Raw genomic sequence first — 25530 nt, 5'->3', positions numbered from 1 at the left:
GTTGGGGCCGAGAGGGTCATTACCGCTGTGGATTTGTCAAGGAACGATGGTTTGACACGTACGTGTCAGGCAGCGAGGGGTAGCGCCGTGACGGATTCGTCGTCGGCGTAGTCACGAGCGGTGGCCCGTCGGCGGGCGGCGTCGGCGGCGGAGTTGGCGAGCAGGGCGTCGCCGGTGGTGATCCAGCCGGTGGCGTGATAGCCGAGGCGGCAGACGACCAAATCGGCTTGCTCGTCGTCCCACAGGTGTGGGAAGCCCTGGGTGCGGCGCCAGATTGCGCGTTCCAGCCGTTTGAGGCTGTAGGTGACGGAAAAGCCCCGCGATTTGCTGCTGATGTGGCCGCCGCAGCCGTACTGGTGTGCCCAACGACGTAGCCGGTGCCAGCCGTCGGCGGTGCCAAGGTTCCAGCAGGCGCGGATCAGACGGCCGAGGTGGGTGTCCTCGGTCGCGTGCAGCTCGATGGTCAGATCGTCGATGCGGCGGTAGATCTGCCCGGTGGCTTCGGTGCTTTTGGTGACGTACTTGGCGATGTACGCGGTGACCTGGGCGAGGCTGACGCCGTCGCCGGTGGTGTTGACGTGCCGGATGTCGAGGCCCTTGTCGGGGTCGCCCCAGCCGATCGGCCAGCCCTTGTCGTCGTGGTCGGGGTGGGCTGGGCTGGTGTAGGCGGTGGTGGCGAAGGCGTGGCGCAGGAGTCCGGCGAACATGTCGCGGGTGACGGCCCGGTCGGCGGGGACGATCGCGGTCGGGCAGTCCGGGTGGTAGCCGTCGAGGCGGATCAGGGCGTGGTAGTGGATGACGCCACGGACCTGAAACTCGTAGACCTTGTGGTACTGGCGGCGCAGCGTGGTCCCGAGGCGTTTGCCGAGACGGGCCAGTTCCCGGTCGAATTCCTGGATGGTGCGCCGCCACAGTTCGGGGGCCTGGTTGTTCCACACGACCTGGGCGTCGTGGTCGTAGCAGTCCAGGCAGAACGGTGTGCCGAGCGTGGGATCGGTGCTCTTGTGCCGAGCGGTGCAGCGCATCTGAGCCCCGTGCGGGCAGGGTTTGCCGAACGGCCGGCACACGGCGGGGCGGCAGGTGCAGCCGTCCTTGGTGCGGCAGTCCGCGGCATGGGTCTTGACGACGCGGTGGTGGACCGGCCCGAACGAGGGTGCGGTGGCGGTGAGGAACACGGCCATGTGCTGATCGAGCGGGGGCAGCCCGTACCGGTTGCCTTCCAGCCCGGCTCGAATGATCTGGTACGTGTCCCGGCGGTAGACCTCAGCACAGGACGGGCACACTGCGGCGCGGCGGTTCCCGCACGGGGTGTAGATGACGCCGTCGGGCATCGAGTCCGTGTCGATCGAGTGCAACAACGAACCGTCGGGGTTCTTCACGTCGATGCTGCCGGACAGCCGGATCGGGCGGGTGCAGGCGGCGGCCGCGCTGACGTGATCGAGCCACTCGGGAAACTCGCCGGAGGCGACACGGCGGCGGGCGGTGATGACCTCGCCGAGGTCGAAGCCGAGGCGGGTGTCCGGGTGCGGAGCGGCCGGGGTGCGGGTGACCCAGGGCCAGGTCTTCTCGGCGTTCTCCCCCGTACCCACAACATCAGTTGTGGGTGCGAGAGGCAGCGTCGAGCTGGTCATGCAGTGGCTCCGACGGTGCGGCCGTTGTGCGGCGTGGTGTTGGCCGCTGCGGGCGGGTTGTCGCGGAGTTGGGTCAGGATGTCCCTGGCGGTCACGGTCGGGACCTTGAGTCGTACGGCCATCTGGTTGTCGCTGATGTCCTCGCCGTGTTCGGCGTGGTGCGAGACGGCGATGGTCCGAGCGTTGGCCAGCAGCAGGTCAGAGAACTTCTTGTCCACCTGCGCAGCCGGTGCCGTTGCGGTGACCGTGACGGGTTCGGGCGTGACGGGCTCCGGGGTTGCCGGTGCAGGGGTCTTCGTGGCCGGTGTCCGAACGGGTGTCTTCTTCGCCGGTGCAGCTTTCTTGGCAGGTGTGGTGGCCCTGGTCTTGGATGCGGCGGCCGGGCGGACCTTCGCGCGCGTGGTGTCAGCAGACGTAGCGGGCGAGGTGGCCGGCGTTTCAGCCGTGACCGGGTTGGTGGGCCGGGGTGTTGCGGTGGCGGTGAAGACGAGCTTGGACAGGGCGAAGAAGGCCAGCGCGGGCAGCGCGGAGACCATCCAGCCGAACACGGACGGTTGAGCAACGGCGAGCTGCGCGGTCAGCGAGAAGCCGACAGCGCCGACCAACAGGAGCATCGGGTAGCCGACCTTCGCGGCGGGGTTCTTGCGGCGACGGCGCGCGATCTCGATCAGCGAGGCGGTCGGGATCAGTTCGGAGATGACAGCGTTGGCCCAGCCGAACCAGTCGGCGGTACCGGCGGGGCTGTGTTCGATGGTGAAGTCGTGGACGTGGTTGAAGGATGCGGCTCCGGCCATGAGGCCGACGAGCAGCACGATCACGATCAGGGTGCCGTCCTGAAATCGTTCGACGTGAGTAGGCGGGTTGGCCAGCGTGGCGGCCGAGGTGGACGCGGGTGTCTTCGTCATGAGGTCTCCCGGGTTGGGGCGGGTACCGGCTGGTCGAAGAGGGAGAAGCTGATCACCATGGCCTGCTGGAAGCCCTGTTTGCGGAGTTCGTCGTTGAGGTCGGTGACGTCGTCCGGGGTGATCGGGTGGTCGAGGACGCGGCGCTCGTTGCTGATGGCGAGCGGGCCGCCGGTGTAGTGCGCGAAGGCGCACAGGTAGTCGAACCGAGATGGCTCGACGGTGGTGGGGGTGAGGGCTTCGGCGAGCATCTGCTGATGCGCCGCGAAGATCTGCTCGTGGGAGGAGGCGAGGTTGGTGGTGAGTGCCTCGTAGGTGTGCGCCGGGATCCACTCCGCGCGGGTGGCGTCGTCGGCGCCGGTCGGCTGGGGGAACTCGTCAGGGCTCTCGAAGGTGCCCAGGTTGGTGCGGGCGAGGACGGTGACCATCCATGCCTCGTCGGAGGCGCGCGGGTCCGGTACGTAGCGCGGGGCGTGGATCTGCCAGACCTCGTTCGCCAGACGTATGCCGGTCTCCTCGGTCAGTTCGCGGATGGCCGCGTCTTTGGCAGGTTCGCCGGGGTCGACGAAGCCGCCGGGCAGTGCCCAGCCGTGACCGTCGGCGCGTTCGATCATCAGAATCCAGCGCCCGCCGGTGCCGTCGAAGGCGGTGACGAGAGCGTCGGCGGCGAGGGCTTCGCCCCAGTGGCCGAGTTCGTTGCGGCCGTAGCGGATGCCGGTACTGGCGCAGGGGTTGACCGGGCGGCCGTCGATGACCTGGAACGGGATCGCGGCGTTGGCCTGCCGCTCGGTCCAGTCGATGCGAGTGGGGTCGGTTTCGGGGTCGGCCCATCCGTCGCGGACGCCGATGGTGAAGACGTCGGGGTGGGTGTAGGTGCGGTCGTTGGTGGTCATGCGTAAACCTCCGGATCGAGTGGGATGACGGCGATGACGCCGTGGCAGCCGTCGCAGAAGACGGGCGTGAGTCGCACGGTGGCGAGGTCTTCGACCAGTTCGGTCGGGGTGTTGTAGTTGGCGGGGTAGACGGCGACGCCGTGGCAGTTTTCGCAGGCAGGCCCGCAGGCCGGGCAGCGTTCGAACAGTTCGCCGAGCAGGTCATCGCGTCCGGCGGGCATCTGCTGGTCGATGCAGAATCGGCAGTGCTGGAGCTTGAGGTGGGTCAGTGCCCACGCGATGGCCTCGTACCAGGTGGCGAAGGCGTGTGAGTGGATGCAGCAGGGGCAAGACATCTGCCACGGCCGTTGCGGGCCGTGGAAGTCGTTGAAACTGACGCGGATGCGCTGCTGGTGAAGGACGCTCATGACGCGCCTCCGGGGGTGCAGTCGAGGCAGGCGCCGGCACGGCGCGGGATCTGGTAGGGCTTGAGCTGGTCGCAGGCCGGGCAGACGCGCTTGGCGCGGTTGGCCTTGTCGAGGGCGGCGAGCTGCGCGGCCGTGGCAGTGCGCTTGGGCCGGGCGAGGTCGATGCGGTAGAGGTAGGCGACGCGCTGGCCTTTGCGCCACATCAGTTGCGCGGCAACGTCTTGGCCGCCGGGGCGAAGGCCGTCAGCGTGGAGCTGGCGGCGGGTGGCGAGGCCGGTCGGGGCCATCTTGAACGGGTAGGTCGGGATGCCGTACTTCTCGCCGGTGGGGTCGTAGAACACCATCGGGTCGTCCTCCGGGTCGGAGTCGGGATCGGCCGGCATCGCGTCGGCCTGGTCGCCGTGCTGGCACGGCTGGCCGAAGGTGGGGAAGTCGTAGGTGTCGCGGTCGACGTCCTCAGGCAGGAACGCGGCCGTACATTTGGCGCAGACGATCGGGCCTTCCTCGAAGGCCGTCACCGAGAGCCGGATCTTGCGGGGGCACTCGCACTCGCACGAGACGCCGTTGTTGTTGTTCGTGCGCTGCTTGCCCTCACCGGTCGGGTCCGGGTGCCGGTAGGCGCGCAGGGCGGCGGCCAGGCTGGCGATGATGTCGCCGTAGTCGGCCGTGGCGGTGTCGGTCAGGGTGCAGGGCGAGTAGCCGAGCTTGTCGTCCCGGCGTGCAGCCAGGCCGAGTTCGGCGGCGAGGGTGGCGAACTTCTTGTTGTGCCACCGGCCCTGGCGGGAGGTGTCTTGGATGCCGCGGGCATCGGCCAGGCCGTGGGTGGCCTCGTGCAGCAGGGTCGTGAAGACCTCAGGCGGGGTGCGGGACAGTCCCTCGCCGGAGACGAGGACTTCGGGCAGGCGGGTGTCGCCGGACTGCCAGCGCAGCGAGGCGAAATGCCCCCACTTCATCGGCTGGCCGCCTTTCGCGGTCGAGCCGGAGCCGACGATCAGAACAGCGTCGGGAACCTCAGGGTGACGGGCACGGATAGCGGCCCAGGCCGTTTCCAGAGCGGTCAGAAGACCGGCGGTGGTGAAGGTCGGTTGACACGTACGTGTCACGTTGGCGATCTCTGCGGTGGTCATGCGGCCCTCCGGTGCGCGTGGCGGCGGTAGGCGATAGCGGCGGCGTGCAGCGCGGCGCAGACGTCGGCGCGGGTGCGGCCGGGGGCGGTCTGCCAGTCGAAGACCGAGGCGTGTCGCCCGGCGTGGCCGATGGCGATGAGGTAGGTGTTGAACCACTCGACGGCGGCGGTGTAGTCGTGCCGGGAATCGGCGGGCGCGGTGTCGAGGTACCAGCGCGGCGCGCCGAACACCGCGACGCGGATCGCGCCGATGACCGACGCGGGATAGTTGCCGGTGCGGTGACAGACGCACCGACGGACACAGCCGTCGTGGGCGTCGTAAAGACCGGCCGGAATCCAGCCGTAGTCGGCGAGGTAGTCGGCGGCGCGTTCCAGGACACGGTCGACGTGTCCGAGCGGCAGGGCGGTGACGGCGGCGGTGCTCATCGGGCACCGAGCCAGGCGAGGAAACCCTCACGGGTCGGGTGGGTTTCGTTGGCGATGCAGGCTTCGGCGTAGGTTTCGAGGTCGTCTTCGCTGGCGTGGGCGTAGTCCCACTCGTCGGCGGCCGCGCGCAGGGTGGTGATGACGTGCGCGGCGGTCTGGTCGGCGGCGTCGTTCCAGTTGTGGAGCTGGAGGAAAACGAACTCGCCGGGCTCGCCGGGGATGATTTCGTGACGGCGGGCGAGGTAATCGCGCAGGTAACGCTGCGCCTTGCGGAAGACGGGCCATTCGGGTCGCCGGCACGGCAACGCCGGGTGGGTTTCGCCGAAAGCGGCGCAGCTCAGCGCACCAACGGTGCTGGCGGGCGGGAACGCTTGACCGTCGGGGGCGTAGTAGGCGCCCTTGACCAAGCCGTGGATTTCGAGGTAGCAGGCGGCTCCGCGCAAGATGTCAGCCGGGGTGACAACAGTCGTGTTGTCGGTGTCGGCGGCGGGACCGGTCGGGTTTTGGGTACGGTGCATGACGCCACGTCCTTTCGTGGGCGGTGGTGGTGGCCGACGGACCGGGCAGCTTTCTCAGGGCCTTGGCCGGTTCGTCGGCTGTTCCTATGGGTTGGTGCTGGTGGTGCCGTATCGGTTCAGCGGCGTCCGCGAGCGCGGTCGAGGACTCGTCTGCGGGCCTCGCCGTAGGTGCAGCGACGGCAGGCGTTGATGTTGCGGGCGAACAGGTTCGGCTTACGCCAGGTCCGGCATTTCGTGCAGCGGATCGCGATGACGCGTCCAGTGCGGTGCAGGCGCAGGCGCGGGATGAGCGCGGCGATAGTGGGCATCAGGCGGCGTCCTTCCACTGGGTGGGCAGGTTGGTGGCGTTGGCGTGGCGGCGGATCCACGCGGCGTAGTCCGCGACGCGGATGATGTCGGCGTTGGTCATGTATGCGGCCTTGACCAGGGCGGGAATGCCGCCCTCAGCGATTAGGTAGCCGCATCCTTGGTTGTTCGGGTCGACGGTGTTGGAGGAGTAGCCGCGGGCGGCCCAGCCGTGACCGAGGACGATGTCGCTAGATACGTCGTTGGTGCATCGGCCGGCGAACCGCCAGGCGAACAGGTCCCGCAGCGACGGCGGGATGATGTCCGAGCTGGGCCGCTGGGTGGCGGCGACGACGATGATGCCGACGGCCCGGCCCCGAGCGACCAGGTCCCGCAGCAGCGCGGAGAACTTCTCCTGGTCCTTCTTCTCCCCGGCGGTGGCGGAGAAGTAGGCGATCTCATCGATGGCGACGAGGATCGCGCCGAACACGTCGTTCGGGCTGAACTTCTGGCGGCGTACCGAGCGCAGGAACGCGTACCGGTTGTCCATGACGGTTTGCAGCCGTTGCAGGGTCAGGATGGCGAGGTCGAGATCCGGGCCGACGAACACGTCGGCGCAGTCTTCCCAGAGGCCGAGTTCGACCTGTTTGCCGTCGAGCAAGCAGAGGCTGACGTCATGGCACAGGGCGGCGTGCCCGACGATCGTGTTGAGCAGGGTCGACTTACCGGCGCCGGGTTCGCCGCCAAGGAGCTTGTTGCGGTAGACCAGCGGCAGGTAGACCGGGTGGCCGAACTCGTCGATACCGAGGAACAGCGGGTCGAAGATCGACATCAGCGGTCCGACCGGGATGCTCGGCCCAGCAAGTGCAGTGGTCATGTCCGGGCTCCCTTCGGAGTGGTTGGCGGGGTTGGATCGGATGGGGTGTCCGGCGCGGCGCTGGTGACCAAGGGGCCGATGGCCGCGCCGGAACACGTCGGGCAGGGGTTTTGACACGTAGGTGTCAAGCGGTTGGAGCTAGTTGAGGTGGGAGTTGCTCGCCGGTGACGGCGTGGTGGGCACCGCTTCGGGCTGGCCGAATACGGCGCTGATCGCGTCGCGGACGACGCAGTAGTCGATGTGGCCGTCGAGGACGACCGTGGCGTGCACGCAGCCGTGCGGGAGGGAACAGGGATGCGGGGTGTCCGTGTCGACGATCACCAGGCCGGATGTGGTGGCCAGGACCATCAGGGCGACGGTGACGGCGAGGGACGGGCCGTATAGATCCACCACGGTCGACGGGACCGGCGGGTCGTACAGGCCGTCGGCGGTCTGGGCGGTGGCGGTGAATCCGAAGTGGCCGAGAGCCTCATGCGCGGGGTGGTCGGTGAACATGGTGTCTCCGATCAGGCGTAGTCGCTGGGGTCGAAGTCGTCCGAGGCTGTTTCCGGCCGGGTGCGTCGGGGCCGGGTCTCGTTGTCGTTGCTGGCCCGCTTCGGTCGCGGGTTTGGGACGTCGGCGAGGTTGACGCCGGTCGGGGGGAGCGCCGTGACGACCGGTGTGGTGGCCGGTGCGCCGTCCGGGACCTGGCCCGGCAGGTTCGACAGGACCGTGTCGGCGAGCGGCTCGCGGCGGGTGATGTCCACCCGGATCAGTGCGGCGTACTTGCGCGAGGCGCGGGTGACACGGGCCTCGTTGGCCCAGCAGGCGACGGCGAGTTTCTGAACCTGGCCGTCTTGTTCGAGGTCGCGGATCGACAGGCCGGGACGCAGCCAGATCCAGACGCGTTCTCCGGCCGGGGTCGGCCGGGCCCACAGGATCAGAGGCAGGGTGCCTTCGCGGTTGGTGGCGATGAACGCGGCGAAACACATCCGCAGCCGGTGCCGCACGATCAGGCACCACGCGGGTGCCAGGACCCAGTACCGGGACCGGCGGAAGATGGCCGGCAGACCGACGCCGACGGTGACCAGGACCAGGGACAGCCACAGCGGGGTGGCCACCATCAGCCAGGTCCAGCCGTAGACCGTGGCCAGGCCGATCGTGATCTCGGGCAGCCACCACCAGAGGATTCGCAGCACGGGCCAGGCGATGATCAGCACGAACACGATCGCGCCGAGCACAGCGCCGGTGACGATGCCGAGGAGGCCACCCAGGATCGGGTGCATGTAGTGCGAGGCGACCGTGCCGGTCAGCAGACCGTCGGTGAACAGGATGACGAAGAACGCGATGATCGCCTTACGGCGCTGGCTGTACCGGGTTGGGGCCTCGATGACCGTGACGGTCTGGCCCTTGTTGTTGCTGCCGAACACGCTGCGGCGGCTAGACTTGGACACGACGATTCCTCCCCTTCCAAGGGGCTAGGAGTTGATCGATGAACAGGTGCGGGGCCGCTCTTGGACGCCAATCTCTGGCGGCCCCGCTTCCTGCGGGTCAGGTGGCTTCAGGAGCCAGTCAGATAAGGGATCAGGCGGCCTTCTGGGCCATCGGGGCCGACACCACGTCCAGGCCGGAAGCCTTGAACGCGACACCATGGCGCGTCTTGCCGTTCTGCTCCGAGACCCACGGCAGGGCCTCCAAGTCGAGCGGCACGACGTGGTCGCCGTCCTCGGCCGGCGGCTTCTCCGCGCTGACGATCGTGACGTTGAGCTGACCGGACCACTTCCGCCCGACCGCGCGGCCACGCCCGAACATCGGCGCGGTCCACATCGGCAGTGCCGTCTCACGGTCGATCTTCTGAGCGCCCTTGTCATCGAGCTTCGGCATGATGTCGTCCGCCATCTCGAAGATGACGTTCGTGGTGTCCAGCATCAGACGCGGCTGCGTGCTGATACGAGGCTGGTTCTGAGTCACTACTGGCTCCTTGTGTTTGGAACGCCCGAAGGGGCGTAGCGAGGTTGCGATGGAAGTATCGCAACTTTGTTGCGCAACAGAGTATCGAATCTGTGGCGCGATGCGCAACGAAGTTGCGGTACTCTCTTTTGGTGCCCGACCCTCGTGAGCTACTTCGCGCCGCATCGCAGCGGTACCGCAGCACGGCTGCTGATCACGATGCGGCACGACGGGCTGCGATCGAGGCTGTTCTCGCGGCTCTGCGAGCAGGGGTCGGACCGTCTGAGGTGGAAAGACTGTCCCCGTTTACTGGGGCATACGTGAGGCGCCTAGCCCGTGAGAACGGCATCCCACCTGCGGCGCCAGGCCCGAAGGCCTGATTATCTCGGTTCCTGCGTCGCCTCCTTTCGACGCCTTCAAGTGAACGCGGTCGGGGAAACTCCTGCCACGAACCGATCCGGAACCACTCCGGCACTGTCGCTGCACTAGGCCTGCTTGACGTCGACGCTGGCCCTTACACTTCGACGGAGATCACTCAATGTGGGGGGAGAAGTGCTGATCGTTACGACGTGGTTGGGCGACACGGCCTTCGCTCTGCGGATTGCGCTCCGAATGACGTGCGACGAGTTCGCTTCCCACCTCGGAGTGTCCACGCGAGGCGTCACCAAGTGGGAGGCTCACCCTGGGACCGAACTGTCGCTCAAGTCGCAGCAGTTGCTTGACACAGTCCTCAGACTCGCGGCTGACGATGTTCAGGAGCGGTTTACGCAGTTGCGTGCCGAGCGGGCAGGGCAGTCCAAGAGCGGCCCGACCCCGTCCCTTCAACTTCCGCCGGCCCACCCCTCCCGCATCGCACCTGAGCTGGTGACGTCACTAGGGGAAGGACTCCGGCACCACTACACCGCAGACAATCTGCTCGGTCCCCGTACGTTGTTGCCAGTCATGCAAGCACAGGCCGAGGCCATCGAATCGATGGCGCGGGACGCGAGCGGACGGCTGCTCACCGACCTGCTGCAGGTTGGAGCGGGCTACGCGGAGTTCGCCGGCTGGTTGGCTCAGGACTCTGGAGAAGCCGCCGTCGCTACAAGTTGGTATCGGCACGCTTTGGAACTAGCGGAGGCTGCCGGTGACGACCGTATGGCTGGATTCGTGCTGATGCGTCGCTCAGTGCAGGCGATCGGTGCTCGAAGCGGTTCTCAGGCAGCCCAGTTGGCCCACGCCGCTCAGCGAAGCCGAGATCCATCGACTTTGCGCGTGCGTGCCATTGCTGCGCAGATGGAGGCTGTTGGCTATGCCGTGGACGGTGCTGGCGCCGAAGCGGATCGTGCCCTTGACCTAGCCGCCCGCTTGATGGACGAAGGGGCCTCGCACGAGCCAGCCGTTGGTGATCCATCAATCGGCCGCTACTGCGACCTTGGCCTCTACCTAGACATCACCCGAGCTAAGTGCCACCTCGAGCTACGACGCGGCGATGACGCCGTGGAGGCATTCGCCAAGGTCCTGGATGCGTTGCCGCCCGAGTACCATCGCGACCGCGGTCAGTACCTGGGCCGACTCGCGCAGGCGTATGTGCTGGCAGGGGTGCCGGCGGAGGCATGTCTCGCCGCCGAAGAAGCTCTCGCGATTGCCGCGACGACAGGCTCGTCTCGTACCATCAGGGACCTACAGAGCCTGGTACGACAGATGGAGCCATGGGCCAAGACCGCGCCGGTCGCGAAACTCCAGGGCTTGTTGGCCAGCACGAATTGACGGAGGTACCGGGCGAGTGTTCTCGCTAACAACCGACGCAGCCCCCGGCCGTCCCAACGAAGACTTCGTTGTCGCGTCGCCGGAGATTGCGGTCGTGGTCGATGGCGCGGGGATTCCGTTCGGGGGATGCCACCACGGAGTCGCCTGGTACGCCCGACAACTCGGCGTTCGGACTCTCGCCGCTCTGATCGAGCATCCAGGAGCTCCGCTGGCCGAAGGATTGGCGTCTGGAATCTCCGCCGTCGCGGACCTCCACCGGGGCACCTGTGATCTCGACAATCCCGGAACTCCGTGCGCAGCAGTCGGCATCCTTCGCATCGGCGAGCGGCAGGTAGAAACGCTTGCGCTTTCGGACGTCAGCATCGTGGTCGATCTCGAGACTGGCCCAGAGGTCACCTGCGATTTGTCGATCGAGCGGATCAGCGGAACCGAACCGGACGCCGTTGCTGGCCTTCTTTTCGACACCGAGGGCCACAGGTCCGCGCTGGCTGATCTTGTCGCAAAGCAGACCGCTACTCGCAATCGGCTTGACGGCTGGTGGGTCGCGGCGGCCGATCCAAACGCAGCTCAATACGCACACGTCGGGAGCTACCCACGGTCGGAGATGCGGCGGGCTAGCGCTTACACCGATGGCGCGACTCGTCCTGTCGATCAAATGCACTGCTTCGAGTGGAGCGCCTACTTGGATCTTCTCGACAAGCTTGGACCCGCTGCCCTGATTCAGCAGGTGCGAGCGATCGAAGCCGCAGATCCTCAAGGGGAACGGTACCCCCGAACTAAGCGCCACGACGACGCCACGGTTGCACAGTTCCAAGCCTGCTGATTTCATACTCTATCGACCTCGGTTGGGACGGAACCGTCACGGCGGCGAACAGATCGGATGTCGAACCTCAGGTATGCGTTACAGATAGACAATTGCCAGTTACTCCTGGTCACTGGTCACGTGAGGAGCCTTGAGTGGCAAGCGGCAAGACCAGTCGCGAGGCACGACAGCGAGGAAGACCACCCGCCGCCGGCTCTGGATCTCTGCCGGAGGTCTGGGCATGCGTTATCCCCCAGCCTGGATCTGGAGATTCGCCCGACCGTCCGCGAGGCTTGCGCAGCGCTGTATCAATTCAGGGAACTGGGCAGTTCCATCGGCCGTAAACGCACACCTGAAGAGACGGAACAGGCCGAGGCGGCGTTGCGGCTGTTTGCGTATCACGCAGAGTATGCCGGGGACAATCAATTGAGGCACGCGGAACATGCGCTCCTCCAGTCCCTAACGAAAGATTCACAGCAACAAAGGTTCGCGACCGGCAATGCGGCGCTTCTGTGCACGGTGCACGGCTTCCCGCCAAAGCAATGAACATGTTATAGGTGCTCATCAGCTTCTACCAGCGAACTAGTAGCGGCTGGCGTCATCCCGGCTTGGACTTGGAAGAGGGCTCCGCGTGTTTGTCAACTACACCAGCACTCGGCGGGGTGTCATACATCAACTGAAGTCACCGTGTAACCCATCAAGTGAGTACGGCAGATAGCAGATCGAATCTTGTGATGAGTTTCTTTACGGGTTCAAGCGGCCCGCTTCGCGGGCCGTCGCGCCGCCCAGCAGGGCCGGGCCGGAGGCCCGCCGCTCGGGGGACCCCGCGCCCGGGCGCTTCGCTGGGCGCACCCCCGGCGGTTCCAGCCCGGCGGCAGGCGCGAGATACGAAGAAGCCCCGGGCCGCCGAAGTAGCCGGCAGTTCCGGGGCTCTTGATTTACGGTGGCATGACGCCTCCGGCGGGGCGCTCAAGCGCTCGGGGATGAGGGGTGCCATCCCGTCGTCCTTCGTCCAGGCGAAGCCGAGCAGACAGGGCCTGCCTGGGCAAGGTCGGTCAGACGTAGGGTGCTCCACCTTGCCCAGGCAGGCCCTGTCTACTCCACAGTGTGTGGACGAAGGCCGACGGGATGGAGAACCACGTCTGCGGGCGCGTAGTCCGCAGTGTGCTTATTTCACCTAGGTGACCATACGGTAGACTGTGGCCGTGAGTGTAGAGCCGGTACGTATTACAGCACCGTTCCTCGATGTCGTGGAGGTGTTCGTCGCCTCCAGCGCCGAGGAGCTGCACGGCTGGGCCATCATCAAGATGAGCCAGCGCAGCGGCCCGACCGTCTACAAGATCCTCGAACGACTGGCTGACATGGAATGGGTTACCGCTCGCTGGGAGGATAAGCCGTCAGAACCCAACAAGCCGCGCCGCCGCTACTACAAGCTGACGGGCGTGGGTGCCAGCCGCGCACGAATACTCCTTAATGAACGTCGCCCGGACCGGATTCATGTCGAGCCTCGACTGGCGTTCGGCGGTGGCAGCCTGTGACGGCGTTTTGGGTGGGGGTCGTTGTTTCGATCCTCACAGGAGCTGCGGTCAACGAGTTTTGTGACGTGTCACCTACCCTGGCAAGGAAACTCGTTCCATTGGCGGCTCGCATTTGGGCGGCTGGCGATGCTGACCTATCCGCCATATATGAGGAGGAGTGGGCGGCTCTCATCGAGGACTGCCCCGGCAAGCTGACTAAACTCGCCGTCGCAGCACGGCTCGTTGGTGGGGCGGCAGGACGTGCACAGCGTCTTTGGCTTCAAGGCCGTTTCTACCAGGTACGTCGCGCCGTCCCCGAGTACATCACCAAGAAAAAGCTGCTCCGTCGAGCCCACATGGCCCTCTGGGTCTTTTCACTCTTCACTACAGGGTTGAGCATGGGTCTCGGCGCCCCATTAATCGTTACGTTGACCAGCTCAATACTCGCCCTGACGGCTATTTTGCTTGCGCTTCCAATAGAGATCGACGCTCGACGCACGTACCTGACCCGCGGTAGGTGTTCAATTTGCGGGGTGCGAGAAGATTGGCGAGCAATTCTGCGATCTCGTAAGGGACGTCGGCGCCGATCTCGATGGCATACTCATCACATAATTCCTCTACCGCGCAGCGGCGTCAGCTCGGTAACCAATCTATTGGTGCTGTGCCCGGAGTGTGATGCCGATATGTATATGCCACCTCTTGCTCTGTTGGGCGAGTGATTGAGGCTGTCGTTGTAGGACGCACCCTCGGAAAGATCGACTAGCGGCGCGGCGTCGCGATGACAACCCGCCGATCCCGCCCGCCACCTTGATCGATCACCGTAGATTCACACCATGGGCATGAGTGAACGCTTCCGGTGTTGGCAAGACCGCGCCGCGCAGCGACTTCACGGCTGGCCACTTCGCCGCCGCTGGACCGCCCTTGTCTTGCTGCCGGCCGTGCTGTGCGTTTGCGGCGGTATCGGTCTCGGTGCACCGCTCAGCTGGGTCATAGGTATGACTGTGGAGGCAGGCAAGGGTGCCGCGACGCCGTCCGCCGCCGCTGACGAATACCTGCTGGCACTCAGCTATGACAGTGAAGACGGGCTACTGGCTGTCCTCGATGACGACCAGGGCGATGACCTCATCGCGCAATGGCGCGCCTATCGAGGCGAGATGCGACGAGGCGACACCCGGCCGTCGAAGCTCGAAGTCTCCATCAACTCGACCAGCTACACGGACGAGCAACACGCCGTGGTCGAGGTGAGCGTCCAACCGATCTGGTGGGACAAGAACGGCGGTGGCATGTCTTACGCGGGCGACCAGCAGACCTGGACGTTCCACGCTCGCCGCGACAGCGGCTGGCAGATCGAGAGGGTCAACCCCTACCCGTGGTGTGGCGGCCACGTCAACGCACCTGCCTGTGAGGGCAAGCGATAGCTACATCCCCACGAGTGGCGGGAACTCGCCAGGACGCGGACCCCGAGGCGCCAGGATGACACCGACCTCGTGCCGAAGCGTGGCGTCGATCACGTCCCGAATCTCCCCGATCCCCACATGACCCTGGTCGTACCAGAGGTAGTAACCGTGAGATCGGTTCGGCTTGAGCTTCCACCGAGGTCCGTCGCCGAAGGCGGCAGTCAACGCCGCGATGAGCCGCTCAGTGACACTGCCTTCGTACATGCGTTCGATCATAGGCGGCGCGGAGCTGTTCGATCCGGCTGGCTGCGGTAGTTCGTGAACTGCCCCCGGTCAGGGCGTCTCCAGGGCGCCAGGGCGTCTCCAGGGCGCTAAACGTCGACCAAGGTTCACTAAGGTTGACCAATAACACCCATCAATAAGGCCAGGTCAACGCCGCCCTCACAGTCGTGACCTTGAGGGCGACGGACGAGTCGACCTGTACGCCGGATTCTGTACGCGGCGGCCTTGCGGTCGCCGGTGGCGGTCATCCATCTCGGCGTGCCGTTGCCGACACACTCTTGCGGCCTACCCGCAGACTCGGGCGAGCAGCCCTCGAATGCCTGCGCCGGCCACCGCCTCGCGGCGGGGGCCTTGCTTGGCCTTGCTCCGGGTGGGGTTTACCGAGCCACCCCGGTCGCCCGGGATGCTGGTGGGCTCTTACCCCACCGTTTCACCCTTACCGGCACGAAGCCGGCGGTCTCTTCTCTGTGGCACTTTCCCGCGGGTCACCCCGGGTTGCCGTTAGCAACCACCCTGCTCTGTGGAGTCCGGACGTTCCTCGGTGACGCTCGTGAGAGCGCCGACGCGACCGCCCGGTCGACTCGTCCGTCGCGTGGTCATCTTACTTACGTGTCGGGCGGGGCCGGCGGGCGGCGGGGGGATCTCGGTGCCCGTAGATTCTTCGGCATCATGGATTTTGCGCACATTCTGCTGCTGGTCGGTGCCGGCCTGGCCGCCGGCGTGGTCAACGCGATCGCCGGGGGCGGGTCGCTGATCACGTTTCCCAGCCTGATCGCGGTCGGGATGCCGGTGGTCGACGCCAACGTGACGAACTCCGTCGCGGTCTTTCCCGGGTATGTCTCCAGCGTCGCCGGGAGCCGGGCCGATCTTGCCGGGCAGGGGCGGCGGCTGCGGGCGGTCATTCCCGCGAGCCTGGTCGGGTCCGGGGTCGGGTGCGCGTTGCTGCTCGGTACGCCCGAGCGGGCCTTCGAGGTCATCGTTCCGTTCCTCGTGCTCGGCGCGGCCGCCACGCTCTTCTTCCAGGATCGGCTCAAGGCGCTGGTCGGGCGGTCGACCTCCGAGAAGCGGGGCACGCTGCAGGTCGTCGTCTTCGTCGGCGCGGTCTACGGCGGGTATTTCGGGGCCGCGCTCGGCGTCATGTACGTCGCCGCGCTCGCACTGGTGCTCGACGAGACCCTCAACCGGATCAACGCGCTCAAGAACGTGCTCTCCGCCTGCGTCGGGCTGGTCACGGTCGTGGTTTTCGCGATCTTCGCGCCGGTGCACTGGGACGCGGTGCTCACGCTCGCGCCGGCCACGATCGTCGGTGGGTACGCCGGTGCGCGGCTGGCGCGGCGGCTGCCGGCCCGGGTACTGAAAGCGCTGATTGTCACCTTTGGGACGGCGGTCGGGCTCATCCTTATGTGGCGGGCGTTCAGATAAGCGCCCTTTTTCAGCAAACCTTCAGGATCGGGAGGCAAAATGCAGCAAAGCATAGCGACCCGGGAAGGGAAGATGGCCGACGACGATGCGGCGCTGGGGACCATCGAGACCCAGGTGGCCATGCTGATGCGGCTCGGTGAGGCCACCCGCCGTTCCTCGCCGCGTCCGCACCGGGCGCTGGACCGGGCCGCCTACGTCATCCTGCGGCTGCTGCAACAGGCCGGCCCGCAGAACGTCTCCGCCGTCGCCGACCGGCTCAACCTCGACGGCTCGACGGTGACCCGGCAGGTGGGCGCCCTGCACCGGGACGGGCTGGTCGCGCGCAGCGCCGATCCCGACGACGGCCGCGGCACCGTCATCGCCGCCACCGCCAAGGGCCTCTTCCAGGTCGACGCGGTCAGCCTGGCCCGCCGCGAGCTTTACGACGTGGTGCTGAAGGGCTGGACCTCGGACGAGCGCCGCGACCTCGCCATCACCCTCGAGCGGCTCACCCGCGACATGGACGCGTATTTGAAAGGCCGCGGCCCCGAATAGAACCCTGGGAAGCGGACAAAGGCCAAGAAGCGCCACGGCCTCGACAGTTAGTGCCGCGGACGTCAATCAATGTCCGATTTTCCTTTACGCGGGGCGGGGCCATCAACCGCAACAGCGACGTCCCCGACCTGCTCACGGCCCGAACTCTGCCCGCGCTACACGGAGGTCCGGGCCGGGCACGGGTGAAGCGCCACGGCCAGGCCAGACAATGCCCCGGACATCAACCAAGTTCCACTTCTTCCTTTACGCGGGGCGGGGCCATCAACCGCAACAGCGACGTCCCCGACCTGCTCACGGCCCGAACTCTGCCCGCGCTACGCGGAAGTCCGGGCCGGGCACGGGTGAAGCGCCACGGCCAGGCCAGACAATGCCCCGGACACCCACCAAGTTCCACTTCTTCCATTACGCGGGGCGGCGTCATCAACCGCAGCAGCGACGTCCCCGACCTGCTCACGGCCCGAACTCTGCCCGCGCTACGCGGAGGTCCGGGCCGGGCATGGGTGGCACGATCGGAAGCGCCCGGAACAATGCGCCGGACATCGGCCAGGACCGCAAACCCAGAACAGCCGGGACGACGCAGGACACCAACCAAGACCGCGACCCCGGAGACATCCGGGGTCGCGGTCCGGTTTCGGAGCGGGTCAGGTCGAGGAGGCGATGGCGTCCGGGCTGGTGCGGGCCTTCTCCAGCCGCGGATCGCCCTCATCGGCGAAGAAGTCGTCCGGTTCCGTACCGTCGATGCCCTCCGGGGTCTTGATCGCCCGCAGGATCAGCGTCGCGATCACGACGACCAGCAGGTTGACCGCGACCGCCACGAACCCGACGTAGATCGTCTTCGGGGTGTCGAAGCCGAACTTGCTGAGCGGGAACGCCGAGCCGCCGAAGTGCGCCCGGCCCGTCGCCGCGTTCGGGACCTGGTAGAGCATCCACAGGCCCATGCTCATGCCGGCGATCCAGCCGGCGACCAGCCCGCCCCGGTGCAGCCACCGGGTGTACAGGCCGATCGCGACGGCCGGGGCCGTTTGCAGGATGATGACGCCGCCGATGAGCTGCAGGTCGATGGAGAACTGCGGGTCCAGGAAGATGATGAACGCGACCGCGCCGATCTTCACGACCAGCGACGTGATCTTCGCGACGCTCGCCTCCTGCGCGGGGGTGGCGTCCTTGCGCAGGTACTCCTTGTAGATGTTGCGGGTGAACAGGTTCGCCGCGGCGATCGACATGATGGCCGCCGGCACCAGCGCGCCGATGCCGATGGCCGCGAACGCGATGCCCGCGAACCAGGCCGGGAACTGCTGGTCGAACAGGAGCGGCACGACCGTGTTGCTGTCGACCGTGCCCTCCTTGGCGCCGGGCAGCGGCTTCACCCCGGCCGAGATCGCCATGTAGCCGAGCAGGGCGATCAGGCCGAGCAGCAGACTGTACGCGGGCAGCGCCGACATGTTCCGCTTGATCACGTTGCGGTTCTTGCTGGCCAGCACGCCGGTGATGCTGTGCGGGTACAGGAAGAGCGCGAACGCCGAGCCCAGCGCCAGGGTGATGTATTGGAGCTGGTTGTTGGCGTTCAAAATGATGCCGTCGTTGGGCGACGGTGACGCCTGGAACTTCGCGTCCGCGGCGTCGAAGATCGAGCCCCAGCCGCCCAGCTTGTAGGGCAGGTAGAGGATCGCGACGATGATGACGATGTAGATCAGCGTGTCCTTGACGAACGCGATCAGCGCCGGCGCCCGCAGCCCCGACTGGTAGGTGTACGCCGCCAGGATCGCGAAGGCCAGGATGATCGGCGCGTGCCGGGCCAGCGGGCTGTCGCCGGTCACGCCCATCGTCTTGAGCACGGCCTCGATGCCGACCAGTTGCAGCGCGATGTACGGCATGGTCGCGACGATGCCGGTGACGGCGACCAGCAGCGCCAACGTCGGCGAGTCGAAGCGGGTCCGGACGAAGTCGGCCGGGGTGACGAAGCCGTGCCGGTGCGACACCGACCAGAGCCGGATCAGCACCAGGAAGAACATCGGGTAGATCACGATGGTGTAGGGCACCGCGAAGAAGCCGGCCGCCCCGGCGCCGAAGATCAGCGCCGGCACCGCGACGAACGTGTACGCCGTGTAGAGGTCGCCGCCGATGAGAAACCAGGTGATCCAGCCGCCGAAGCTGCGTCCGCCGAGGCCCCACTCGTCCAGGTGCGCCATGTCCTTGGGCGCACGCCACCTGGCCGCCACGAACCCCATGCCGCTGACCAGCAAGAACAGCACCGTGAAGACGACGATCTCAGTAATGTGCTCACTCATCCGAAGCCTCCGAACCGGACGAGGGCTTCGACCCTGAGGGGGTCTCCGACCCGGAAGCTGTCTTCGACGTGGAAGGGGCCTCCGAAGGGGTAGGAGGCGTGGAAGGGGCCTCCGAAGCGGGAGCGGTCGGCGAAGTGGCGGGGGCCGCCGACAGCGACACCGGTACGGCGTCCGGTGGGCGTCTGGTCATCTGGTAGACGATCGAGGTCGTGGCAACGCCGAGCAGGATGAACGAGAACTGGATCCAGTAGAACGCCGGAAACCCGAACAGCCGCGGTGAGTCGAAGTTGTACAGCGGCGTGAGCAGCGGAACCACGATCGGGACAAGCAACAGCCAGTTCCACGGGCTGCGATCACTGCGCGGTGTGGACATGCCGTACCTCCTCATCGGAGCGCAGACGAGGTGGTGACCGTGGTCACGGCCATCGGCCGCAGGTTACCGAGAGGTTTCGCGCCCGATGCGCCCGGTTGAGATCACCCTGCGCCGAACGGCCAGGGTGGTGCGCCGAACGGCGCACCACCCATGATCGAACGGCTAGTGTCCGGGGGTCCAGAGACCCGCCGAGATCGTACGGGTGAGAGAGGCACGCTCGTCGTCGCCGTCGAGCGACCACATCATCGCGCCGCCGAGGCCCTCGCCCCGGATGTACGCCGTCTTCTGCAGCACCTGCGCCGGGTCGTCGTACGTCCAGAAGGTCGTGCCGTCGAAGAGCCACGAGTGGCCGGAGCGCCAGTCGCGGTGCAGCTTGAAGCCCTGCGCGGGCAGCGCCTTCAGGGTCTTGTAGTCCTCGGTGCCGACCGCGAACTTGCCGGGCGCGCCGCCGGTGACCGGCGCGAAGAGGCCGTTGCCGGCGCCGGACGCGCCGGTCCAGCCCTGGCCGTAGTACGGGATGCCGAGGACGAGTTTGCCGCCGGGCGCGCCGCGGTCGCGCCAGGTGTCGATCGCGACCTGGACCGAGAAGTCGGGGTTGTCGGGCGCGCCGGCCGGTACCCGCAGCGCCGACTGCTGGTTGGTCCGCGACTCCCACGAGCCGTGGAAGTCGTAGCCCTGCACCGTGCCGAAGTCGAGGTACTTGAAGATCTTCTTCGCCTCGAAGCCGGCGTCGATCTTGGCAGGGGCGGCCGGCAGGAACGCGGTCAGTTCGTAGCGCCGCTTGGTGGTGCGGCTCAGCGAGTCGAGCTGCCGGCGGAACTCGGCGGTTAGCAGGGTGAAGTTGCGCCGGTCCGCCGGGCGGATCACGTTGCCGGCGTTGCCCTCCGAGCCGGGCCACTCCCAGTCGAGGTCGATGCCGTCGAAGATCCCGGCACCGGCGCCGGCGGCGAGCCCGGGCAGGTTGCCCTTGATCCACAGGTCCACGCAGGAGGCGACGAGCTTCTTGCGCGACGCGTCGGTCAGGGCCGCGTCGGAGAAGTACGCCGATCCGGTCCAGCCGCCGAGCGAGATCAGCACTCGCAGCTTCGGGTTCGCCGCCTTAAGCTCGGCGAGCTGGTTGAGGTTGCCGGCGATCGGCTGGCCGGCGACGTCGCCGACGCCGTCGACGCTGTTCGCGTCCGAGAACGGCACGCTCCAGTCGGCCCAGCTGTCGGCCGAGTCGCAGACGCCGGCCGCGGTCACCGGGCCGAACGCGTAGTTGATGTGGGTCAGCCCGGCGGCCGCGCCGGACTGCTGGACCTTGGCGAGCTGGAAGTCGCGGCCGTAGATGCCCCACTGGGTGAAGTACCCGACCTTGACGTACTGCTTCTTCTGATGTGCCTGTGCGGCGGCCGGTGCGGCCGTTGCTGCGACGAGTACGGCAGCGCCGACGGCCAGCAGGCGGCGGGAGAATCCGCGCATGAGCCCTCCAGGGGCGGACGGAAGTGTCGATCAGGAATCGTGAAGAAAGTTTCCTAATCGAGGAAGCTAAACGCCCGCACCCTGCCGGTCAATACTTCAGCGCAGGTGCGCCGTTTCATTGACCGATCGGACGGCTACGCCGCCGTCCGGCCACATGTCCACGGTGGATACCCCGGCCGCGTCGAGAAAGAGCCGGTGCAGGAAGGCGTCGCCCGCGGCGAGCGCGTCGCGCAGGATCAGCTTGATCGGCGAGACGTGCGAAACCACCACGACCGTGCCCGACGGGTACGCCGACCGCAGCGTCTCCAGCGCGCCGCGCACCCGCTTCGCGACGGCCTGGAAGGACTCGCCGTTCGGCGGCGCGACCGCGGTCGAGTCGAGCCAGCGGTCCAGCTCGGCGGGCCAGCGCTCGCGCGCCTCGGCGAAGGTCAGGCCCTCCCAGTCGCCGAAGTCGCACTCGATCAGCTCCGGCAGCACGGTCACCGTCACGTTGCCCAGCTCGGCCGCGATGAACTCCGCCGTACGCACACACCTGCGCAGCGGTGACGAGACGACGGCCGCGACGTCGCGCGAGATGCCGGCCACCCGCCCGGCCGCGGCCATGGCCTGCGCCTCGCCCTGCTCGGAGAGCGGGACGTCGCCGCGGCCGGAGTAGCGGCCCTGCGCGGTCAGCGCGGTCTCGCCGTGCCGCACGAGGATGAGCCGGGTGGCCGAGTCGAGCGACGGCGGCGCCCAGTTCTTCGGGGCCTTGGCTTCGAAGGCCGGCGACTCGTCGCGTACCCGCTTGCCGGCCGCCTCGTCCATCGCGCGGTTGGCCAGGGCGTCGGCCAGCTTGTTGCGCTCGCGCGGAATCCACTCGAACGTCACGCCCGCGAAGCCGTCGACCAGCTTCGCCGCCTCCGCGGCGAGCGGCCGCAGGCCCGGATTCTTGATCTGCCAGCGGCCGGACATCTGCTCGATCACGAGCTTGGAGTCCATCCGGACGTCGACCCGGGCGGCGCCCAGCTCGGCGGCCGCCCGCAGCCCGGCGATCAGGCCCGAGTACTCCGCGACGTTGTTCGTCGTGGTGCCCAGCGAGCCGTGGCGCTCGAGCAGCACCTCGCCGGTGCCCTCCTCGAGCAGGACGGCACCGTAGCCGGCCGGGCCGGGGTTGCCCCGCGATCCGCCGTCGGCCTCCACCACGACCCGCAAGCCGGTCACAGCCCGGACTCGGCGGTGCGGACCATGATCCGGCGGCACTCCTCGCACCGGACGACCTCGTCGGCGGGCGCGGACTTCACCCGGGCCAGGTCGGCGCCGTACAGCTCGATGCGGCAGCCGCCGCAGCGCCCGGAGCGGACCAGCGCGGCACCGAGGCCCGAGTCCGTACGGATCTTGTCGTAGAGGGCGAGCAGGTCCGGCGGCAGGTCGCCGGCGAGCGGCGCCCGCGACTGGGTCTTGAACTCCTGCTCCTTGGCGATGTCGGCGTACGCCTCGTCGCGGCCGGCCTCGGCGACCCGGCGGCGCTCGCCGGCCTCGGCCAGCCGCTTCTTCACCTCGTTGAGGACCGTCTCGGCGCCCTCCCGCTGCTCCATGAGCTCGAGCTCGGCGTCCTCCAGCTCGGACTGGCGCCGCTCGAGGGTGGCCAGCTCGTGCTGCAGGCCCTCGATCTCGCGCAGGGCGCCGCCGGCCTCGAGCCGGGCCTTGTCCCGGTCCTTGCGGGTGCGTACCTGCTCGATGTCCTTCTCGAAGCGGGCGATGTCGCGGTCGAGGTCGTCGACGGCCACCTGCGCGCGGACCCGCTCGTCCTCCATGGCGGAGAGCTCGCGGGAGATCTTGTCGATCTCGGCCAGCTCGGGCAGCGACTTGCGGCGGTGCGCGAGCTGGGCGAGGGAGGTGTCGATGGCCTGCAGGTCGAGCAGACGGCGCTGGGCTTCCGGGGCGGCCTTCACGTCAGGTACTCCTTATTTCCACTGACCGCGTGCACGGTCCAGGGGTCGGTGTCGAGATCGGACACGAGGGCCGTGACCGGGAACTGGGCGCGCAGCCAGCCCGCCACCTCGTCGAGCCACGGCCGCTCGCTCGCCCAGTGGGCGACGTCGAGCAGCGCCGGACCGTCGGCGGCGAGGTGCTCGCTAGCGGGATGATGTCGCAGATCGGCGCAGAGGTACGCATCGGCACCCGCCCGGACCGCGTCGCGCAGAAATGAGTCGCCCGCTCCCCCGCAGACGGCGAGCGTACGGATCAGCCGGGCGGGGTCGCCGGCGGCGCGCACCCCGGCCGCGGTGGGCGGCAGCCGGTCGGCGGCGAACCGGGTCAGCTCGGCGAGCGGCATCGGCGCGGCCAGTTCGCCGACCCGGCCGGCGCCGCGCCCCGCACCGGCGGCCGGGCTGCCCGGCTCGGCGGGCACCAGCGGGCGCAGGTCGACCAGGTCGAGCCGCGCGGCGAGGGCGTCGGAGACGCCCGGGTTCGCGACGTCGGCGTTGGTGTGCGCGACGTAGAGCGCGACGTCGGCCTTGATCAGCCGGTGCACGATGCGGCCCTTGTAGGTGTCCGGCGCGACCGAGGAGACGCCCTTGAGCAGCAGCGGGTGATGGGCCACGATCAGGTTCGCGCCCTGGCCGACCGCCTCCTCGACGGTCTCGGGCACGCAGTCGACCACGCAGAGGATCCGGGTGACGGCGGTCTCGAACTCCCCCAACACGAGGCCGACCCGGTCCCACTGCTCGGCCCAGGCCCTCGGGTAGCGCGCGTCGAGGGCGGCCACCACGTCACGGACGGTGGGTGGGGCAACGGCGGTGTCGGTCACGGCCGCCAACTCTACCCAGGCTCAGGATCGGGCCCCGGGCTCGACTCGGTTGTCGGTCTCGAATCTGGTGTGCAGCGCCTGCAGCGCACGCCGCCACGGGAACTGACTCCGAAAACGGTCGTTCTGTCCGGGCCCGCCGAGAATGACGACGTCATCGCCGTAAAGCACCTGGACACCCCAGTTGCGGAGTTTGGCCATGCTGTCGTGCAGCGCCGGGTGCCGGGCCATCACCTTGTTCGTGTACGGCACCACCACCGTCGGCACCCCGAAGCCGTACGCCTCGACCAGCAGGCCGAGCACGAGGGTGTCGGTGATGCCGGCCGACCACTTGTTGATGGTGTTCACCGTCGCGGGCGCCACGATCATCGCGTCGGCCGGCGGAAGCAGATCCTCGTCGCCGGGATTCTTGTAGTAGCTGCGCACCGCGTGCCCGGTCTGAGCCTGCAGCGCGGCCGCGTCGACGAACTTGCGGCCGTCCGGCGTGGTGATCACACAGACCTCCCAGCCGTCGCGCTGCGCGAGGTCGACGAGGACGCCGACGTCGCGGGCGATGGGCGAGCCGCACACCAGCACGTACAGCACGCCGGGCGAGATGTTGACACTCATCACCCGAGAACCCACCTCATACACCGACTCCCATCTGCTCTGCCAGCTCCGCGATGGGCGCCGGCGGTGTGCCCCGCGTGCGTCGCAGCACGTCGGAGATGACCTCATGGGCGAGCGGCCGGCAACGAATCTCCGAGGGGGCGAGGCGGTCGCCCTCCAGCAGCATCTCGCTGGCCTTCTCCACGTCGCCGATCTGCGTGTAGCCCCGGGCGATGTCCAGGTAGTGGTGCGCGCGCCGCTCCGGCAGCATCGCCGCGAAGCTCTCCGGGTCGATCTTGCAGTGCGTCTCGATCGCCTTGCCGCCGTCGCCGAGTTCGATCGCGGCCGCGGCCCGGTGCAGCTCCACGTTGGTCGGCCCGAACGAGGTCCAGTAGTAGTTGTAGTCGCCGCCCAGCGCGCCGGCCGCCTGCTCGGCGCCGCCGACCAGGTCGCGCACGGTGGCGCTGTCGCCGATCCGGGCCGCCGCCATCGCGCCGGTGAGCAGCAGCAGGCCGTACACGGAGAGCCGCTCCGGTGTGGCCGCCTCCGGCGTCATCGGCGCTAGCCGGTTGGCGATGTTGACGTTGACCTCGAGCGCCGAGCGGATCCGGCCGAGCGAGAGCAGCGCCAGCCCGACCCGGTGGCTGGCCATCCCCGCCAGCAACTGGTCGCCGGCGCGCTGCGAGACCGCGATCGAGCGGTCGGCGGCCAGCCAGGAGAGCTCGTGCTCGCCGACCTTGCGCAGGGCGGAGGAGGCGATCTGGTACACCTGCCCGAGCAGGTGCGCCGCGTCGCGTGCCTCCTCGCCGCTGGCGTGTGCGCTGTCCGCGGCCTGCGCGTCGCGCAGCAGCTGCGGCAGCTTGCGGGCCAGGACGCCGTACTTCGCGTGCTGGTAGGTCAGCCAGGCGTGGCTGACCGCCTTGCGCATCTCCATCAGCGGCGGCGCCTGCGGCACCGGATGGAAGAACGCGCTCATCTGGTCGTACCGCTCGAGCGCCGCGCGGATCTCCTCGACCTCGACCTGGTCGATGCAGTTCTGCGTCTCGGGCCGCCGCTCGACGTCCTTGCCCAGCAGCAGCTGGACGTCGATCTGCAGCACGTCGGCGATCTCATAGACGACGGAGAACTTGTCGAGTCGGCGGACCCCCCGCTCCACCTTGTCGACCCAGCTCTTGGATTTGCCCAGCCGGTCCGCGAAGACCTGCTGGGACATCTTGCGACGGCCGCGCCAATAGGCGACTCGGCGGCCGATCGGCAGCTCGTCCACGGGTGCCTCCCCCACTCAGCCGGCGGCGGGCGCCGGTGAGCATTCCGGTGTGTCAGCTGCAGTCTGGACCT

Annotated in this window: 26 protein-coding genes, 1 other RNA gene and 1 pseudogene; 7 read left to right on the top strand and 21 right to left on the bottom strand. The window is 67.8% G+C overall.

Features of this window, described 5'->3' with window-relative positions; translation table 11 throughout:
* Window positions 1–65: 65 nt before the first annotated feature.
* The 12 genes from ACIBSW_RS14115 to ACIBSW_RS14060 form a co-directional block, all read right to left on the bottom strand.
* Window positions 66–1589: a replication initiator gene (locus tag ACIBSW_RS14115; protein WP_354717269.1), complete on the bottom strand. Its 1524-nt coding sequence runs from the start codon at window positions 1587–1589 to the stop codon at window positions 66–68.
* A gap of 38 nt (window positions 1590–1627) precedes the next feature.
* Window positions 1628–2536 (bottom strand): hypothetical protein, encoded by a 909-nt coding sequence (locus tag ACIBSW_RS14110; protein WP_354717271.1) that lies wholly within the window; start codon window positions 2534–2536, stop codon window positions 1628–1630.
* Complete coding sequence (locus tag ACIBSW_RS14105) at window positions 2533–3426, bottom strand: NUDIX domain-containing protein (protein WP_404799327.1); 894 nt, start codon at window positions 3424–3426, stop codon at window positions 2533–2535. Before ACIBSW_RS14105 ends, ACIBSW_RS14110 begins: the two co-directional genes overlap by 4 nt.
* Window positions 3423–3833 carry a hypothetical protein gene (locus ACIBSW_RS14100; RefSeq protein ID WP_354717273.1) on the bottom strand — a complete coding sequence of 137 codons (411 nt, stop codon included), beginning with the start codon at window positions 3831–3833 and terminating at the stop codon, window positions 3423–3425. The genes ACIBSW_RS14105 and ACIBSW_RS14100 overlap by 4 nt, the downstream gene beginning before the upstream one ends.
* Complete coding sequence (locus ACIBSW_RS14095) at window positions 3830–4177, bottom strand: RRQRL motif-containing zinc-binding protein (RefSeq protein WP_354717299.1); 348 nt, start codon at window positions 4175–4177, stop codon at window positions 3830–3832. Before ACIBSW_RS14095 ends, ACIBSW_RS14100 begins: the two co-directional genes overlap by 4 nt.
* A 779-nt stretch (window positions 4178–4956) precedes the next feature.
* Entirely contained in the window at window positions 4957–5385 is a 429-nt protein-coding gene (locus ACIBSW_RS14090; protein WP_354717275.1) for a hypothetical protein, read from the bottom strand.
* Complete coding sequence (locus ACIBSW_RS14085) at window positions 5382–5903, bottom strand: hypothetical protein (protein ID WP_354717277.1); 522 nt, start codon at window positions 5901–5903, stop codon at window positions 5382–5384. Before ACIBSW_RS14085 ends, ACIBSW_RS14090 begins: the two co-directional genes overlap by 4 nt.
* 116 nt (window positions 5904–6019) lie before the next feature.
* Window positions 6020–6211, bottom strand: a complete 192-nt coding sequence (locus ACIBSW_RS14080) for a hypothetical protein (protein WP_354717279.1) — start codon at window positions 6209–6211, stop codon at window positions 6020–6022.
* Window positions 6211–7065: an FtsK/SpoIIIE domain-containing protein gene (locus ACIBSW_RS14075; RefSeq protein WP_354717281.1), complete on the bottom strand. Its 855-nt coding sequence runs from the start codon at window positions 7063–7065 to the stop codon at window positions 6211–6213. Before ACIBSW_RS14075 ends, ACIBSW_RS14080 begins: the two co-directional genes overlap by 1 nt.
* Before the next feature lie 138 nt (window positions 7066–7203).
* Complete coding sequence (locus tag ACIBSW_RS14070; RefSeq protein WP_354717282.1) at window positions 7204–7560, bottom strand: hypothetical protein; 357 nt, start codon at window positions 7558–7560, stop codon at window positions 7204–7206.
* 11 nt (window positions 7561–7571) lie between these two features.
* Window positions 7572–8498: a hypothetical protein gene (locus ACIBSW_RS14065; RefSeq protein ID WP_354717283.1), complete on the bottom strand. Its 927-nt coding sequence runs from the start codon at window positions 8496–8498 to the stop codon at window positions 7572–7574.
* Between the two features lie 130 nt (window positions 8499–8628).
* Window positions 8629–9015: a hypothetical protein gene (locus ACIBSW_RS14060; RefSeq protein ID WP_354717285.1), complete on the bottom strand. Its 387-nt coding sequence runs from the start codon at window positions 9013–9015 to the stop codon at window positions 8629–8631.
* Window positions 9016–9546: 531 nt separating this feature from the next.
* On the opposite strand from ACIBSW_RS14060, the gene ACIBSW_RS14055 reads away from it, so the two are divergent.
* The 5 genes from ACIBSW_RS14055 to ACIBSW_RS14035 all read left to right on the top strand — a co-directional run bounded on the left by ACIBSW_RS14055 (window position 9547) and on the right by ACIBSW_RS14035 (window position 14480).
* On the top strand, window positions 9547–10743 hold the full coding sequence (locus ACIBSW_RS14055; RefSeq protein ID WP_354717286.1) for a hypothetical protein: 1197 nt from the start codon (window positions 9547–9549) through the stop codon (window positions 10741–10743).
* Between the two features lie 16 nt (window positions 10744–10759).
* The gene (locus tag ACIBSW_RS14050; protein WP_354717288.1) at window positions 10760–11566 is read left to right on the top strand and encodes a hypothetical protein; all 807 of its coding nucleotides are present in this window, start codon (window positions 10760–10762) and stop codon (window positions 11564–11566) included.
* A gap of 1184 nt (window positions 11567–12750) precedes the next feature.
* Entirely contained in the window at window positions 12751–13083 is a 333-nt protein-coding gene (locus tag ACIBSW_RS14045) for a helix-turn-helix transcriptional regulator (RefSeq protein ID WP_354719367.1), read from the top strand.
* Between the two features lie 335 nt (window positions 13084–13418).
* A complete protein-coding gene (locus ACIBSW_RS14040) occupies window positions 13419–13781 on the top strand; it encodes an HNH endonuclease signature motif containing protein (protein ID WP_354719376.1) in 363 nt (120 codons plus the stop codon).
* Between the two features lie 114 nt (window positions 13782–13895).
* Window positions 13896–14480: a hypothetical protein gene (locus tag ACIBSW_RS14035; protein WP_354719366.1), complete on the top strand. Its 585-nt coding sequence runs from the start codon at window positions 13896–13898 to the stop codon at window positions 14478–14480.
* A 444-nt stretch (window positions 14481–14924) separates the two neighbouring features.
* On the opposite strand, the gene rnpB is transcribed toward ACIBSW_RS14035, so the two are convergent.
* Window positions 14925–15325, bottom strand: an RNA gene (gene rnpB, locus ACIBSW_RS14030) — RNase P RNA component class A.
* An 85-nt stretch (window positions 15326–15410) separates the two neighbouring features.
* On the opposite strand from rnpB, the gene ACIBSW_RS14025 reads away from it, so the two are divergent.
* Together ACIBSW_RS14025 and ACIBSW_RS14020 are read left to right on the top strand one after the other, a co-directional pair.
* On the top strand, window positions 15411–16163 hold the full coding sequence (locus tag ACIBSW_RS14025) for a sulfite exporter TauE/SafE family protein (RefSeq protein ID WP_354719364.1): 753 nt from the start codon (window positions 15411–15413) through the stop codon (window positions 16161–16163).
* A gap of 72 nt (window positions 16164–16235) precedes the next feature.
* Complete coding sequence (locus tag ACIBSW_RS14020) at window positions 16236–16697, top strand: MarR family transcriptional regulator (RefSeq protein WP_354719362.1); 462 nt, start codon at window positions 16236–16238, stop codon at window positions 16695–16697.
* Between the two features lie 641 nt (window positions 16698–17338).
* On the opposite strand, the gene mctP is transcribed toward ACIBSW_RS14020, so the two are convergent.
* The 8 genes and pseudogenes from mctP to ACIBSW_RS13980 form a co-directional block, all read right to left on the bottom strand.
* The gene (gene mctP, locus ACIBSW_RS14015) at window positions 17339–18985 is read right to left on the bottom strand and encodes a monocarboxylate uptake permease MctP (protein ID WP_354719360.1); all 1647 of its coding nucleotides are present in this window, start codon (window positions 18983–18985) and stop codon (window positions 17339–17341) included.
* 169 nt (window positions 18986–19154) lie between these two features.
* A pseudogene (locus tag ACIBSW_RS14010) lies at window positions 19155–19358 on the bottom strand (DUF3311 domain-containing protein); the annotation flags it as partial.
* Between the two features lie 162 nt (window positions 19359–19520).
* Window positions 19521–20819 (bottom strand): glycoside hydrolase family 18 protein, encoded by a 1299-nt coding sequence (locus ACIBSW_RS14005; RefSeq protein WP_354719359.1) that lies wholly within the window; start codon window positions 20817–20819, stop codon window positions 19521–19523.
* Window positions 20820–20915: 96 nt separating this feature from the next.
* Window positions 20916–22010, bottom strand: a complete 1095-nt coding sequence (locus tag ACIBSW_RS14000; RefSeq protein ID WP_354719374.1) for a bifunctional RNase H/acid phosphatase — start codon at window positions 22008–22010, stop codon at window positions 20916–20918.
* A gap of 5 nt (window positions 22011–22015) precedes the next feature.
* Window positions 22016–22750 carry a C4-type zinc ribbon domain-containing protein gene (locus ACIBSW_RS13995; RefSeq protein WP_354719357.1) on the bottom strand — a complete coding sequence of 245 codons (735 nt, stop codon included), beginning with the start codon at window positions 22748–22750 and terminating at the stop codon, window positions 22016–22018.
* Complete coding sequence (locus ACIBSW_RS13990) at window positions 22747–23607, bottom strand: Nif3-like dinuclear metal center hexameric protein (protein WP_354719355.1); 861 nt, start codon at window positions 23605–23607, stop codon at window positions 22747–22749. Before ACIBSW_RS13990 ends, ACIBSW_RS13995 begins: the two co-directional genes overlap by 4 nt.
* A 21-nt stretch (window positions 23608–23628) precedes the next feature.
* Window positions 23629–24213 (bottom strand): flavoprotein, encoded by a 585-nt coding sequence (locus ACIBSW_RS13985; protein ID WP_354719353.1) that lies wholly within the window; start codon window positions 24211–24213, stop codon window positions 23629–23631.
* Window positions 24214–24229: 16 nt separating this feature from the next.
* Window positions 24230–25459, bottom strand: a complete 1230-nt coding sequence (locus ACIBSW_RS13980) for a helix-turn-helix domain-containing protein (RefSeq protein ID WP_354719351.1) — start codon at window positions 25457–25459, stop codon at window positions 24230–24232.
* Window positions 25460–25530 lie beyond the last annotated feature (71 nt).

The sequence above is a fragment of the Actinoplanes sp. NPDC049668 genome (assembly GCF_044465445.1).
Lineage (GTDB): Bacteria > Actinomycetota > Actinomycetes > Mycobacteriales > Micromonosporaceae > Actinoplanes.
This window is presented reverse-complemented; position numbering and strand designations above follow the sequence as displayed.

Bases quoted from the DNA above. Each gene is read 5' to 3' on its own strand.
- ACIBSW_RS14110 (WP_354717271.1), bottom strand. From the start codon at position 2,536: ATGACGAAGACACCCGCGTCCACCTCGGCCGCCACGCTGGCCAACCCG.
- ACIBSW_RS14105 (WP_404799327.1), bottom strand. From the start codon at position 3,426: ATGACCACCAACGACCGCACCTACACCCACCCCGACGTCTTCACCATC.
- ACIBSW_RS14100 (WP_354717273.1), bottom strand. From the start codon at position 3,833: ATGAGCGTCCTTCACCAGCAGCGCATCCGCGTCAGTTTCAACGACTTC.
- ACIBSW_RS14095 (WP_354717299.1), bottom strand. From the start codon at position 4,177: ATGGTGTTCTACGACCCCACCGGCGAGAAGTACGGCATCCCGACCTAC.
- ACIBSW_RS14090 (WP_354717275.1), bottom strand. From the start codon at position 5,385: ATGAGCACCGCCGCCGTCACCGCCCTGCCGCTCGGACACGTCGACCGT.
- ACIBSW_RS14085 (WP_354717277.1), bottom strand. From the start codon at position 5,903: ATGCACCGTACCCAAAACCCGACCGGTCCCGCCGCCGACACCGACAAC.
- ACIBSW_RS14080 (WP_354717279.1), bottom strand. From the start codon at position 6,211: ATGCCCACTATCGCCGCGCTCATCCCGCGCCTGCGCCTGCACCGCACT.
- ACIBSW_RS14075 (WP_354717281.1), bottom strand. From the start codon at position 7,065: ATGACCACTGCACTTGCTGGGCCGAGCATCCCGGTCGGACCGCTGATG.
- ACIBSW_RS14070 (WP_354717282.1), bottom strand. From the start codon at position 7,560: ATGTTCACCGACCACCCCGCGCATGAGGCTCTCGGCCACTTCGGATTC.
- ACIBSW_RS14040 (WP_354719376.1), top strand. From the start codon at position 13,419: ATGGCCCTCTGGGTCTTTTCACTCTTCACTACAGGGTTGAGCATGGGT.
- ACIBSW_RS14035 (WP_354719366.1), top strand. From the start codon at position 13,896: ATGGGCATGAGTGAACGCTTCCGGTGTTGGCAAGACCGCGCCGCGCAG.
- ACIBSW_RS14025 (WP_354719364.1), top strand. From the start codon at position 15,411: ATGGATTTTGCGCACATTCTGCTGCTGGTCGGTGCCGGCCTGGCCGCC.
- ACIBSW_RS14020 (WP_354719362.1), top strand. From the start codon at position 16,236: ATGGCCGACGACGATGCGGCGCTGGGGACCATCGAGACCCAGGTGGCC.
- mctP (WP_354719360.1), bottom strand. From the start codon at position 18,985: ATGAGTGAGCACATTACTGAGATCGTCGTCTTCACGGTGCTGTTCTTG.
- ACIBSW_RS14005 (WP_354719359.1), bottom strand. From the start codon at position 20,819: ATGCGCGGATTCTCCCGCCGCCTGCTGGCCGTCGGCGCTGCCGTACTC.
- ACIBSW_RS13985 (WP_354719353.1), bottom strand. From the start codon at position 24,213: ATGAGTGTCAACATCTCGCCCGGCGTGCTGTACGTGCTGGTGTGCGGC.